General features: G+C 61.3%; 9 protein-coding genes. 3 read left to right on the top strand and 6 right to left on the bottom strand.

The features are described 5' to 3' along the window. Positions 1 to 290: 290 nt before the first annotated feature. Entirely contained in the window at positions 291 to 449 is a 159-nt protein-coding gene (locus CE491_RS30410; protein WP_199885225.1) for a hypothetical protein, read from the top strand. Positions 450 to 513: 64 nt separating this feature from the next. Here CE491_RS30410 and CE491_RS23275 read toward each other — a convergent pair whose 3' ends face one another. Continuing rightward, entirely contained in the window at positions 514 to 1059 is a 546-nt protein-coding gene (locus CE491_RS23275) for an MgtC/SapB family protein (RefSeq protein WP_110950688.1), read from the bottom strand. A gap of 189 nt (positions 1060 to 1248) precedes the next feature. Between CE491_RS23275 and CE491_RS23270 the strand changes: the two genes are divergently transcribed. Together CE491_RS23270 and mapR are read left to right on the top strand one after the other, a co-directional pair. Next, on the top strand, positions 1249 to 1497 hold the full coding sequence (locus CE491_RS23270; protein WP_110950687.1) for a DUF3203 family protein: 249 nt from the start codon (positions 1249 to 1251) through the stop codon (positions 1495 to 1497). Positions 1498 to 1639: 142 nt separating this feature from the next. Continuing rightward, entirely contained in the window at positions 1640 to 3085 is a 1446-nt protein-coding gene (gene mapR / locus CE491_RS23265; protein ID WP_110950686.1) for a GntR family transcriptional regulator MpaR, read from the top strand. A 95-nt stretch (positions 3086 to 3180) separates the two neighbouring features. Here mapR and CE491_RS23260 read toward each other — a convergent pair whose 3' ends face one another. The 5 genes from CE491_RS23260 to CE491_RS23240 form a co-directional block, all read right to left on the bottom strand. Then, on the bottom strand, positions 3181 to 3927 hold the full coding sequence (locus CE491_RS23260) for an SDR family oxidoreductase (RefSeq protein WP_110950685.1): 747 nt from the start codon (positions 3925 to 3927) through the stop codon (positions 3181 to 3183). Between the two features lie 262 nt (positions 3928 to 4189). After that, positions 4190 to 5680 carry an efflux transporter outer membrane subunit gene (locus CE491_RS23255; protein ID WP_110950684.1) on the bottom strand — a complete coding sequence of 497 codons (1491 nt, stop codon included), beginning with the start codon at positions 5678 to 5680 and terminating at the stop codon, positions 4190 to 4192. After that, complete coding sequence (locus tag CE491_RS23250) at positions 5677 to 8784, bottom strand: efflux RND transporter permease subunit (protein ID WP_110950683.1); 3108 nt, start codon at positions 8782 to 8784, stop codon at positions 5677 to 5679. Before CE491_RS23250 ends, CE491_RS23255 begins: the two co-directional genes overlap by 4 nt. Before the next feature lie 91 nt (positions 8785 to 8875). After that, on the bottom strand, positions 8876 to 11971 hold the full coding sequence (locus tag CE491_RS23245; protein WP_110950682.1) for an MdtB/MuxB family multidrug efflux RND transporter permease subunit: 3096 nt from the start codon (positions 11969 to 11971) through the stop codon (positions 8876 to 8878). Continuing rightward, positions 11968 to 13308, bottom strand: coding sequence for an MdtA/MuxA family multidrug efflux RND transporter periplasmic adaptor subunit (locus CE491_RS23240; protein WP_110950871.1), 1341 nt, complete (start codon positions 13306 to 13308; stop codon positions 11968 to 11970). Before CE491_RS23240 ends, CE491_RS23245 begins: the two co-directional genes overlap by 4 nt. Positions 13309 to 13476: the final 168 nt, after the last annotated feature.

Below are 13476 nucleotides of genomic sequence, written 5' to 3'. Positions count from 1 at the left end.
CCGTTGAGTCGACGTTTCATCCATAAGCAGCGGGCTGGCAATGTCCAGACAACAGGGGTCGAGCCACCAGCTACCGGTTATTGCCGCATAGGTTCCGAACGCCAGCTTCAGGGAAAAGTTCAAAGAGCTTGCAATGCAACAAAGCGATCCGTTGCCCGCTTGGTTGCAGGATCACAAATCACCGGAAAAATGCGCTGAATCATTCAAACCGACGCGCTGTCGAAGGCTGCGAGCGCGTTGAAAACCGGCACTACTGCCTCTTGCAACCTGCGCTGAAGGAGGGTGTAGCAATGACCATTCCCGTTCCAGCAGAAACGCCCGATCCGAACATCGACGAACCGCAGCTGCCCGTGCCCAAACCCGAAGAGCCGCCGTCTCCCATCATGCCGCCGGTAATCGAGCCGACCAAGGACGATCCTCCCAGTGAGGCGCCGCCTGAAGTGTTGTGATGTGAACTGTTGGCCGAGGATTTTTCGCGATAGCCCCAAACAGCCCTGAGCATGGAAAGCGTGCTCAGGGTTGGTGCGAATCTGCGCCAGTCTCGCCTCCCGGATCGTTTGCCTTGCTGTGCGGTGGATCGAAACGTTCCACGATCATCGGCATCAGGCTGAAGATGCCCAAAGCCAACACCGTACTCAGCACCGCGGTCGCTTCACGTCCCATGCCTGCTGCAATGCCGATGGCCGCGGTCATCCATAAACCCGCTGCCGTGGTCAGGCCCTTGACCTGTTGGGTGTTGAGTTTGTCGCCCTTGAGAATAGTGCCTGCGCCGAGAAAGCCGATCCCGGCAACAATCCCCTGCACCACCCTGCTCAGCGCCGCATCGTCAGCGCCCGCCAGACGTGGCACCAGCACGAATAGGGCAGCGCCCATGCACACCAGCATGTGCGTGCGCACGCCAGCGGCCTTGCCTTTGTGTTCGCGCTCGAAACCGAGAATGCCGCCCAACAGGGCTGCGATCACCAGTCGTACAGTGACCCGGGTCAATTGGGACGCATCGGTGATGTCAGAGAACTCCGAACCCAGCGTATCGACGACTTCTTGCCACCATGCGTTCATGAGCCATTCTTTCCTTGCAAGAGATGCGTTGAGCAATGGACCGCTGCGGTCGGCGGGAGTGCTGCTCCGGCGAAAGCCACATGGCTGGCTTGCGTCACGCAGCGCAACTCGAATGTCTTGCGTCAGACGGCGGAAACAATGGATCCGGTCTGCAGTCGCATTCTTATATACCCGTCAAGGAGTACGACCATGCCTCTGGAATTCGATAGCGACAACAAGCACTGCACCGCCGTGGTGGACGGCGTCTCATACAACAGCGCGGTGGCAGATGTGGACATCAGGACCAATGACATCACTCATATGTCCGAAGCGTTGATCGGTGGCCACAGCGTGCCCATCACTGAAGCCGAGGCCGACGCGCTGACAGTGTACAAAGCCAGGGATCTGAGGCATCACACCGTGGGTGTCGAGTCAGGTGAGGATTCGCCGATCATCTAAATCCCTGTAGCCGCCCACCTGATCCGCTGTTTATCCGAAAAACTGCATCTGTACTGAAAACACGCCGGCGCGCATAGTTCGGCCACTCCAGATACCTTCTGGCGCTGCGCCGGATCTTCAACAGTACAGCTGCGAGCTCTGCATGAAGCGTTATGAAAAGTTTGCTGACGACATCGCCGAGCTGATCCGCTCCGGCGTGCTGGCGGCCGGTCAACGTGTGCCGTCGGTGCGCTATGCCAGCCAGACCCACGGCATCAGCCCTTCCACGGTGTTTCAGGCGTACTACCTGCTGGAGCGCCGCGGTTTGATTCGCGCCCGGCCGCGCTCGGGCTATTTCGTCAATGACAGCCTGATCAACGAGACCTTCGCTGCCCGACGTCTGGACGCCTCGTCGCTGACGGAATCGCCGCCGGACCTCCAGGTCAGCGAATCCACCGAAGTGGATGTCAGCGAGCTGGTGTTCTCGGTGCTCGAATCAATCAAGGACCCCAACACCGTGCCGTTCGGCTCGGCATTCCCCAGCGCGGGGCTTTTCCCTCTACAACGACTGGCGCGTTCACTGGCCAGCGCGACGCGGGACATGGACCCTCGCATGGTGGTCAGCGACCTGTCGCCGGGCAATCCGGTGCTACGCCGGCAAATCGCCCTGCGCTACATGGTGGCCGGGCAAATGCTGCCCACCGAAGAACTGCTGATCACCAATGGCGCGCTGGAGGCCCTGAACCTGTGCCTGCAGGCCGTGACCGAACCCGGTGATCTGGTGGCCATTGAGGCGCCTGCGTTCTATGCCTGCCTGCAGGTGCTGGAACGTCTGAAACTCAAGGCGGTGGAGATTCCGGTTCATCCGCAGACCGGCATCGATCTGGGCGTGCTCGAACAGACCCTGGAGCGTTACCCGATCAAGGCCTGCTGGAGCATGACCAGCTTTCAGAACCCCACTGGGGCGACAGTTGCCGAATCGCGTAAGCGCGAACTGGTGGAATTGTTACGCAGACACGAGGTGCCGCTGATCGAGGACGACGTCTACGCCGAGCTGTATTACGGGCAGCACGCACCGAAACCGGCCAAGGCGTTCGATACCGAGGGGCTGGTGTTGCATTGCGGCTCGTTTGCCAAGAGCCTGGCACCTGGTTACCGCGTCGGCTGGGTCGCGGCCGGGCGTTATGCACAGAAGGTCGAGCGGTTGAAGCTGATGACCTCGCTGTGCGCGTCGATGCCCGCCCAGGCGGCGATCGCCGATTACCTGCAGCACGGCGGCTACGACCGACATTTGCGCAAACTGCGGATCAGCCTGGAAGACCAGCTGCGCGCGATGCTTGGCGCCGTGGCGCGCCATTTCCCTCAGCAAACCCGCGTGAGCCATCCGTCCGGCGGGTATTTCCTGTGGGTGGAACTGCCTGAGCAGATCGATTCGCTGAAGGTGTTTCAGGTCGCCCTGGCCCAAGGCATCAGCATCGCGCCCGGGCCTATCTTCTCCCCGACTCGACGCTTCAAAAACTGCATCCGCCTGAACTACGGCACCCCGTGGAGCGACATCCACGAACGGGCCATGGACACCCTGGGCAAGATCATTCGGTCAATGCTTTGAGCTTGATAGCGGACACTTGTAGCAGTCCGGCGTGCTGGCGGCAGCGCATGCGAGAACGCTACCGCCAGCAAGCCGCGCCGCTACAAGGGGCGGGGTTAACGGCCACCGCTCAGATCCACGAACATCCCGGTCGAATACGATGCCTTGTCCGACAGCAGCCAAACGATCGCTTCGGCGACTTCATCGGCCAGTCCACCGCGCCCCATCGGGATGGTCGGCTCCAGCTTGCTGACGCGCTGCGGATCGCCGCTCAAGGCATGAAACTCGGTGAAGATATAACCCGGACGCACCGCATTGACCCGCACGCCCTCGCCCGCCACCTCCTTGGCCAGACCAATGGTGAAGGTGTCCAGCGCACCCTTGGACGCTGCGTAGTCGACATACTCACCGGGTGACCCCAGACGCGCCGCCACCGAAGACACATTGACGATGCTGCCGCCGTGCCCACCATGACGAGGCAGCATGCGCAGCAACGCGTGTTTGCTGCAGAGCATGGGCCCGACCACGTTGCTCATCATGATCTTGAGCATGCGGAATTCAGACATGTTTTCGACCCGCGACGTCTCGGCCACGGTACCGGCATTGTTTACCAGCGCGCTGATACGTCCAAGCTCCGAATCCACCCGGGAGAACAGCCGGATGATTTCGTCTTCGTTGCTGACGTCCGCCTGAATCGCAATGGCGTGGCCGCCCGCTTCGCGAATCTGCCCGCAGACACGCTCTGCCGCTTCGTGGTCGGAGAGATAATTGATGCACACGCGATAACCTTGCGACGCCGCCAGAACTGCCGTGGCAGCACCAATGCCTCTGGAGCCGCCAGTGATGAGGAGGTTTCTATCCATGGGAAAGTCCGAATCAAAGCGCTTATTTTCCGGGGCCGACGGGCTGCTGCGCGCGCCGACTTCGTCCAGACCCGGTGTTATGCAAAGCGTGCAGCGTCAAACTGTGTGCCTGAGTGTGCCCTTTTGCGCCGCGCTAATATCAGCCATGAAGCGGTCCGCTGGCAACGGATGAGCCGACAGACAGCCCTGCAATTAATCACAACCCAGTTGGGTCAGAAAGTTTTGCCGCTGGTTTCCATGCTCCCGGCCATGATACGCAGCTTCAGCGCCTGGAAATCGGGGTATCCAGCGACAGACCGCTTTCGGCACTCCACCCGCCACCCAGTGCCGCGATCAGTTGCACACTGGCAACCAGTCGGCTCTGCAACAGCGTCAGCACACTGCGCTCGTTGCTCAGCGCCGTGGTTTGCACGTTCACCACATCGAGATAGCCGATCAGCCCGGCCTTGTACTGGTTGCTGGTCAGGCGCAACGAATCCCTCGCGGCATCCAGCGCTTCGGCGCGCACCCCGGCTTCCTGCTCGTACACCCGCAGTTGCGCCATGTAATCCTCGACCTCCTTGAAGCCGTCGAGCACGGTCTGACGGTATTGAGCCACGGTCTGGTCATACACCGCTTCTGTGCGATCGACTTCGGCCGCGCGCTGGCCGCCGTCGAACAGGGTCATGGCCAGTTGTGGCCCCACCGACCAGAAACGGTTCGGCAAGCTGATCCAGTTGCTGAACGTACTGCTGCTGTAGCCGCCGTTCAGGCTCAGGGTCAGGTCAGGATAATACGCGGCCTTGGCCACGCCGATATTGGCGTTGGCGGACATCACCGAACGTTCGGCGGCGGCGATGTCCGGGCGACGCTCCAGCAACTGTGACGGCAACTGGGCAGGAATCTGTGGCAAGGCCGGCACGGTCTCAGTCGGCGCCAGGCTGAAATCCGCAGGCGCTTGCCCCATGAGCACGGCGATAGCGTTCTCGAACTGCGCACGCTGCCATGCCAGATCGATCAGGTCGGCCTGGGTGCTTTTCAGTTGGGTCTGCGCCTGGGCCACTGCGTCACGTCCGGAAATCCCGGCGCTGTACTGGTTTTGCGTCAGCTTGAGCGAACGCTCGTAAGTCTGCACCGTGGATTCGAGCAAGCGCTTCTGCTCGTCAATGACCCGCAGTTGCAAGTAGTTCTGCACCAGTTGTGACTGCAGGCTCAACTGCATCGAGGCCAGGTCAGCAAGGCTGGCCTGGGCGCTGGCCTTGTCGGCCTCCAGCCCGCGACGCAGTTTGCCCCAGACATCCGCTTCCCAACTCACGCCCAACTGTGCGTTATAGGTGTCACGTATCCCGCTGCTGGAACTGCTCAGGCTTGAACTGCTGCTGCCGGTGCCCTGGCTCGAGCGGTTCTTGCTGGTGGTCAGGTCCAGCGTCGGGAAGAACGCGCCGCGAGCACTGCGTACCAAGGCGACCGCCTGACGGTATTGCGCTTCGTATTGGGCGACGGTCTGGTTCGACGTGTTGAGCTTTTCCACCAGGCCGTTCAACTGCGCATCACCGTAGACTTCCCACCAGGCGCCACGCGCGATGGCGTCGCTGGGGTTGGCCTGGGTCCAGCCTTCGGCCTGCTTGAAATGGGCGGGTGTAGTGACATCCGGCTTTTTATAGTCGGGGCCGACCGCGCAGGCGCTCAATAGCAGCATGCACAGGCTGAGCGTAAAGGTGCGCCGCCAGGGCAACGTCCGCTGTTTGGTGGAAATGTTCAGGCGATGGGTCATAGCGGAGTTTCCAGAGCAGCATCGGTCCGCACACCGCGCCACTTATTGACGCGATGGCGCAGACGGTCGAGGTAGAGGTAAACCACGGGCGTGGTGTAAAGCGTGAGAATCTGGCTGAGGATCAGGCCGCCGATGATGGTCAGGCCCAGCGGCCGACGCATTTCCGCGCCTTCGGCACTGCTGAGCAGCAATGGCACCGCGCCGAGAATCGCCGCCAGCGTGGTCATCAGGATCGGGCGCAGACGTTGCAGACAGGCATTGCGAATCGACTCCAGCGGCGTCATGCCACTGCCGCGTTCCAGGTGCAGCGCCAGGTCGATCATCAGGATCGCATTCTTTTTCACCACACCGATCAGCAGAAACAGCCCCAGCAGGGAAATAAGACTGAACTGACCGCCCGTGAGGTAGATGCTCAGCAGGGCACCGACGCCGGCCGACGGCAGGGTCGACAGAATCGTCAGGGGATGGACGTAACTTTCGTACAGAATCCCCAGCACGAGATACACCGCCACCAATGCCCCCAGGATCATCCATGGCTGGCTTTTCTGGGTGGCGGCAAAAGCATCGGCGGTGCCGGCCATCTTGGCGATCACGTCTTCCGGCAGGCCCACCGCCGCCACGGCACGCTCGATGGCCACCGTGGCCTGATCCAGAGTCACGCCATCGGCGAGGTCGAAGGAAATGTTGTCCGAGGCGAACTGTCCATCGTGATTGACCCGGTCGTCTTCCAGGCTGCGCTCGTAGTGCGCGATGGTCGACAGCGGAACCCGCTCGCCGTCGGCCGTGATCACATGCACCTGCTCCAGGGTGATCGGATCGAGGGCGTACTTCGGGTTGACCTCCATCACCACCTGATACTGGTTGAGCGGATCGTAGATGGTCGAGACCTGACGCTGGCTGTAGGCGTTGTTCAGCACCGTCGTGACCATGTTCATGTCAATGCCCAAACGCTTGGCGGCGTCACGGTCGACCACCAGGGTCACTTGCTGGGTGCCGCCGCCGTCATTGGCGTCGATGGCCGTCAGTTCCTTGAGCGATTTAAGTGCCGCGACCACCTTGGGATACCAGTAGCGCAGGCTTTCCAGATCGCCGCTCTGCAGGATGTACTGGTATTGCGAGGTGGTCTGCTCGCGCCCACCGCCCAGTTGCAGGTCCTGATCGGGTTGCAGGAACAGGCGCCCGCCCGGCACTTTGGGCATTTCCTTGCGCAGCCGTTCGACCACTTGCTCGGCGCCGAGCTTGCGCTCGGAAATCGGTTTCAGGCGCACGATGATAAAGGCGTTACCGGTGCCGCCGTTGCCACCGATGAACCCCGCGACGCTTTCCACCGCCGGATCCTTGAGAATCGCTGTGCGGTACACGTCCGTTTTCGGCTGCATTACCGAGAACGACAGACCGTCGTCACCGCGTACGAAGCCTATCAACTGTCCGGTATCCTGTTGCGGCAGGAAGGTTTTCGGCACCACCACGTACAGCGCGATGTTCACGCCAATGGTGATCAACAGGGTCAGGATGGTCAGGCGCCGATGCCGCAGCGCCCAACCCAGGCTGCGGTCGTAACCGGCGACCATGCGGTCATTGACCCGCTGGCTCCAACGCTGCAAGCGGTTTTCCGTACCCGGCACATGGGGCTTGAGCCAGCGGGCGCAGAGCATCGGGGTCAGGGTCAGCGAAACCACCAGCGAGACCACGATCGACACCGACAAGGTGATCGAGAACTCGCGGAACAGACTTTCAACCAGGCCGCCCATGAACAGGATCGAGATGAACACGGCCACCAGCGAAACGTTCATCGACAGCAGGGTGAAACCCACCTCCTGGGCACCTCGATACGCCGCCTGCATCGGCGGCACGCCCTCGTCGATATGCCGGGAGATGTTCTCCAGCACCACGATCGCGTCGTCCACCACCAACCCGGTGGCCAGAATCAGCGCCATCAGCGACAGGTTGTTCAGAGAGAAACCGCACAGGTACATGACGGCGAACGTGCCCACCAGCGACACCGGCACGGCCAGGGTCGGTATCAGCGAAGCACGGAAGTTACCGAGGAACAGGAACACCACCATGATCACCAGCACCACGGCGATCAGCAGGGTCATCTCCGCTTCGTGCAGGGTCGCCCTGATCACCGGTGAGCGATCCATGGCCAGATCTAGCTTGACGCTGGCCGGCAGCACGGCTTGCAAGGCAGGCAACTGCGCCTTGATCGCCGCCACGGTTTCGATGATGTTGGCGCCGGCCTGGCGGTTGATCACCAGCAGCACCGCGGATTTCTCATTGAAGAAGCCGCTGTTGTAGCGGTCCTCGACCGAATCCTTGACCTTGGCCACGTCCTTGAGACGCAGCGCCGCGCCGTTCTGGTAGCGAATCACCAATGGCTCGTAGTCCTTGGCTTTTTCCAGCTGATCGTTGGCCTGCACCTGCCAGTTGTGCTCGGCATTCTCGACCGAGCCTTTCGGGCGACGCACGTTGGAGCCGGAAATCGTGGTACGCACATCGTCCAGCGACACGCCGTACTGGTCCAGCAGCTTGGGCTCCAGTTCAACCCGCACCGCAGGCAACGAACTGCCGCCGATCTGCACCTCGCCGACGCCGTTCACCTGAGACAGGCTCTGGGACAGGATGGTCGAGGCCAGGTCGTACAGTTGGCCTTTCTCGAGTACGTCGGAGGTCAGCGACAGCACCATGATCGGCGCCTGGGACGGGTTGACCTTCTTGTAGGTCGGCATGCTGCGCATCCCGCTTGGCAACAGGCTGCGCGAGGCGTTGATCGCCGCCTGAACTTCCCGGGCCGCGCCATTGATGTCGCGGTCCATGTCGAACTGCAGAATGATCCGCGTGGTGCCCTGGCTCGACCGACTGCTCATGGCGCTGACCCCGGCAATCGTGCCAAGGGACCGCTCCAACGGCGTCGCGACGCTGGATGCCATGATTTCCGGACTGGCGCCCGGCAACGAAGCCGTGACCACGATTACCGGGAAATCCATGTTCGGCAGCGGCGCCACGGGCAGCAGATTGAAACTCATCCCGCCCAGCAGCATGATCGCCAGGCTCAGCAGCATCGTCGCCACAGGCCGACCGATAAAAGGCGCCGACAGATTCATTGGGAACAGTTCCGAGTGATAAGCGACAAGCCACAAAAAAGCGCCGCGTCGCGGTCACTCTTGCAACTCGAGGCTTGAAGCTCGTAGATGTTCATACTGCGACCTCGGTCTTGCCTGAACGCCGGAATCGGCGCCCCATCCGATCGAAATACAAATAGATGACCGGTGTGGTGAACAACGTGAGCACCTGGCTCACCAGCAGGCCGCCGACCATGACCAGACCCAGCGGCTGACGCAATTCAGCACCGGAACCGGTGGCGAACATCAGTGGAATGGCGCCGAACAGCGCTGCCAGGGTGGTCATCAGGATCGGCCGGAAGCGCAACAGCGCCGCTTCGTAGATCGCCGTCTGCGGATCGACACCCCGGTTGCGCTCGGCGTCCAGGGCGAAGTCGATCATCATGATCGCGTTCTTCTTGACGATACCGATCAGCAGAATGATGCCGATGATGGCGATCATGCCCAAATCATTGCCGCTGAGAATCAGCGCCAGCAACGCGCCAATGGCCGCCGACGGCAGTGTCGAGAGGATGGTGATCGGGTGAATGTAACTCTCGTACAGCACGCCGAGCACGATGTACATGGTCACCACGGCCGCCAGCACCAGCAACAGCGTGCTCGACAACGACGCCTGGAAGGCTTCGGCGGCGCCCTGGAATTCGGTCTGCACGCCAATCGGCATACCGATGTCCTTCTGCACCTGCTCGATCACTTCCACCGCCTTGCCCAAAGCCACGCCGGGTGCCAGGTTGAACGACATCATCACTGCAGGGAACTGACCCATATGCGCGATGGCCAGTTGCGCCTGACGCTGTTCGACCTTGGCCAGACTCGACAGTTTGACCTGCCCGCCGTCGGTGGTCTTGACGTGAATCTGCTCCAGCGCCTGCGGCCCCAGCTCGTTGCCCGCGGCGGCCTGCAGCACCACACGGTACTGACTGGCCTGGGTGTAGATGGTGGAGATCTGGCGCTGACCGAAGGCGTCATACAGGGCATCGGTGATGTTGGCGACGGTGACACCAAGGCGGCTGGCGGCATCCCGGTCAATGTTCAAATAGACCTGCAAACCCTTGTCCTGAAGGTCGCTGGCAACGTCAGTCAGTTCCGGCCGCTCGGCCAGGGCATCGACCAGCCTGCCGCTCCACAGGCTGAGCAGCTCGGCGTCCGGCGAGGACATGCTGAACTGGTACTGGGTGCGGCTGACGCGGTCTTCGATGGTCAGGTCCTGCACCGGTTGCATGAACAAGCGAATGTCTGAGAGCTGATCGACTTCCGGCTGCAGCCGCTGGATCACCTGAGTCGCCGACAGGTCGCGCTGGTTATGCGGCTTAAGGTTGATCAGCATTCGCCCGCTGTTCAGCGTAGCGTTGTCGCCGTCCACGCCGATGTAGGACGAAAGGCTTGCCACCGCAGGATCCCGCAGAATGATCTTCGCCAGCGCCTGCTGACGCTCGCTCATGGCGGCGAAGGACACGGACTGCGGCGCCTCGGAAATCCCCTGGATCACACCCGTGTCCTGCACCGGAAAGAAACCCTTGGGCACGGCCAGATACAGCACAACGGTGATACCCAGCGTGGCGATGGCGATCAGCAGCGTCAGCGGCTGATGCTTGAGTACCCACTGCAATTTGCGTCCGTAAGCCGCGATCAGCCAGTCGATCCACGCGCCGCTGACGCGGTAGAAACGGCCCTGCTCTTCTTCCCTGGGTTCGCGTTTGAGCAGCCGTGCGCACATCATCGGCGTCAGCGTCAGCGAAACCACCAGCGAGATCAGAATCGCCACGGCCAGGGTGATGGCGAACTCCCTGAACAGCCGCCCGACCACGTCTGCCATGAACAGCAGCGGGATCAGCACCGCGATCAGCGAGATGGTCAGCGAGACCAGGGTGAAGCCGATCTGTCTTGCGCCCTTGAGCGCGGCCTGCAGCGGCGTCTCGCCCTCCTCCAGGTGCCGGGAAATGTTCTCCAGCATCACGATCGCATCGTCCACCACAAAACCGGTGGCAATGGTCATGGCCATCAAAGTCAGGTTGTTGACCGAGAAACCGGCCAGGTACATCACGCCAAAAGTGCCGACCAGAGATAGCGGCACGGCCACCGTAGGGATGATCGTGGCGCTGAATCGACGCAGAAACAGGAACGTGACCAGTACCACCAGCACAATCGAGATCAGCAGTTCGTGCTGAACATCGCTGACCGAGGCGCGAATGGTCTGGGTGCGGTCGGTGAGTACGACCACGTTCAGGCCGGCAGGCAGGTTGTCGGTGATGCTCGGCAGCAAGGCCTTGATTCGGTCGACCACCTCGATGACGTTGGCGCCAGGCTGGCGCTGGATGTTCAGCAACACGGCCTGGTTTTCATTGGCCCAAGCCGCCAGCCGCTCGTTTTCCGCGCCATCGACGATCTCTGCGACGTCTTTAAGACGCAACGGGCCGCCGTTTTTATAGGCCAGGATCAGGTTGGCGTATTCCTCGGGAGACTTGAGCTGGTCGTTGGCGTCGAGCATCGACACCCGTGTCGGGCCGTCGAAGTTACCCTTTGGTGTATTGACGTTGGAGGCGCTGACCAGCGTGCGCACGTCCGACAGGTTCAGGCCGTTGGCGGCCAGCGCATCGGGGTTGACCTTGATCCGCACCGCCTGACGCTGTCCGCCGGCGATGCTGACCATGCCGACGCCGCTGATCTGCGCGATCTTCTGCGCCATGCGCGTATCGACCAGATCGTTGAGCTTGGGCAGCAGCATGGTTTTCGAGGTGACGGCCAGGGTCAGCACCGGGGTATCGGCAGGGTTGACCTTGTTATAAGTCGGCGGCGCAGGCAGGTCGTTCGGCAGCAGATTTGTGGCGCCGTTGATCGCCGCCTGCACTTCCTGCTCGGCGACATCCATATTGATGTCCAGGCTGAAACGCAGGGTAATCACCGAAGCGCCGCCGGAGCTGGTGGAGGCCATTTGCGTCAGGCCGGGCATCTGGCCGAACTGACGCTCGAGCGGCGCGGTCACGGCACTGGTCATCACTTGTGGGCTGGCGCCGGGATACAGCGTCATGACCCGGATCGTCGGGTAATCCACCTGCGGCAACGCCGACACCGGCAGCAAGGTGTACGCGATCAGGCCGGCCAGAACGATGGCCAGCATGCTCAACGTGGTCGCGACAGGCCTGAGGATGAACAGGCGTGACAGGTTCATACGTTGCCTTTCTTCGCGCTGTCGACGCCTGCCGATTCACCGGATTCCTTGGATGGCTGGCCTTGCAGCTTCTGGCCCGGGGTGACCGGGACATCCTTGCTGTCGTTGACCACGTCGACGTCGCTGCCGTCCTTCAGGCGGTCAGTGCCTTCCAGCACCACGCGATCACCTGCCGCCAGACCTTCGGTGATGACGGTGGAGTTTTCATCGCTCGGCCCGGTCTTGAGCTGGCGAATGCGGACTTTCTTATCGCCATCCATCACATAGACGAAGGTCCCGTTGACCCCGAACTGCACCGCAGCCGAAGGCACCAGCACCACATTCTTCATGGTGGTGGCCAATAGCCGCGCATTGACGAACTGGTTGGGGAACAGCGCTTCGTTTTCATTATCGAAGCGCGCCTTGAATTTGAGGGTGCCGGTGGTGATATCGATCTGGTTGTCGATGCTCGCCAGCACGCCTTTGGCCTGCAGTTTCACATCGCCACGGTCCCAGGCTTCGACCAGCAGATTTTCGCCGCTGCGGTAATGGCCGATCACGTCGGCCAAGTCTTTCTCGGGCAAGGTGAAATTGACCGTGATCGGTTTAGTCTGGGTGATGACGGCCAGCGCGGTGGTGTCGTTGGCCGCCACCAGGTTGCCGACGTCTAGCTGGCGTAGGCCGATGCGGCCGGAGATCGGCGCACGGATCTGGGTGAAGTCGAGGTTGAGCTTGGCGTCCCCCACCGCCGCCTGGTTGGTCTTGATCGTCCCCAGGTACTGACCGACGAGCGACTCGGCGGTGTCCAGTGTCTGCTTGGCGATGCTGTCTTGCTTATACAGGTCCCGATAACGCTGCACGTCGATCTGCGCATTCTTCAGCAGTGCCTGATTCTGCATCAGCGTGCCTTCGGCCTGTTGCAGCGCGATCTGGTAACTGCGGGGGTCGATCACGGCCAACAGGTCGCCGGCCTTGACCTGCTGCCCCTCCTGAAAGTTGATCTTGACCAACTCGCCTGCCACCCGGCTGCGCACGTTAATGGTGTTGAGCGCGGTGACAGTACCCAGAGCTTTGTAATAGATAGGGAATTCACCCGTAGTGGCAGGCGCTACACGCACCGGGATCGGGCCAGTAGAGCCGCCGAAGCCCGGACGCTGGCCGGTCATCTTCCCGGCGCCGCCGCTACGGCTGGCACCCTTGTGAGGCTGCTCGCTCTTTTGCGCGGTAGCGTCGGTTTTTGCCCCCAAGCCTGGCCAGAAATGCCAGCAGACAGCCGCGACAATCAATAGAAGCAACAGGCTAATCAGCCAGCGACGGGAGTTACGAGGACCAGACGATTGCATGAATAAGTCAACCAGTTTGCGCGTGAGCGTCTTCGGGAGGCTGAACAATAAGCATAGTTACGTGCCAAGCAAAGGGCCTTACCGGCAATTTACCTGGTGCTTACTTTAGTAAGGTGCTGACCTGCAAATAAAAACGGCCTGATCGAGTCAGGCCGTTTTGTGTTGCGATGTATTGCCGGACTA

It is taken from the genome of Pseudomonas bohemica, from assembly GCF_002934685.1.
Classification (GTDB): domain Bacteria; phylum Pseudomonadota; class Gammaproteobacteria; order Pseudomonadales; family Pseudomonadaceae; genus Aquipseudomonas; species Aquipseudomonas bohemica.
This window is presented reverse-complemented; position numbering and strand designations above follow the sequence as displayed.

Bases quoted from the DNA above. Each gene is read 5' to 3' on its own strand.
- CE491_RS30410 (WP_199885225.1), top strand. From the start codon at position 291: ATGACCATTCCCGTTCCAGCAGAAACGCCCGATCCGAACATCGACGAA.
- CE491_RS23275 (WP_110950688.1), bottom strand. From the start codon at position 1,059: ATGAACGCATGGTGGCAAGAAGTCGTCGATACGCTGGGTTCGGAGTTC.
- CE491_RS23270 (WP_110950687.1), top strand. From the start codon at position 1,249: ATGCCTCTGGAATTCGATAGCGACAACAAGCACTGCACCGCCGTGGTG.
- mapR (WP_110950686.1), top strand. From the start codon at position 1,640: ATGAAGCGTTATGAAAAGTTTGCTGACGACATCGCCGAGCTGATCCGC.
- CE491_RS23260 (WP_110950685.1), bottom strand. From the start codon at position 3,927: ATGGATAGAAACCTCCTCATCACTGGCGGCTCCAGAGGCATTGGTGCT.
- CE491_RS23255 (WP_110950684.1), bottom strand. From the start codon at position 5,680: ATGACCCATCGCCTGAACATTTCCACCAAACAGCGGACGTTGCCCTGG.
- CE491_RS23250 (WP_110950683.1), bottom strand. From the start codon at position 8,784: ATGAATCTGTCGGCGCCTTTTATCGGTCGGCCTGTGGCGACGATGCTG.
- CE491_RS23245 (WP_110950682.1), bottom strand. From the start codon at position 11,971: ATGAACCTGTCACGCCTGTTCATCCTCAGGCCTGTCGCGACCACGTTG.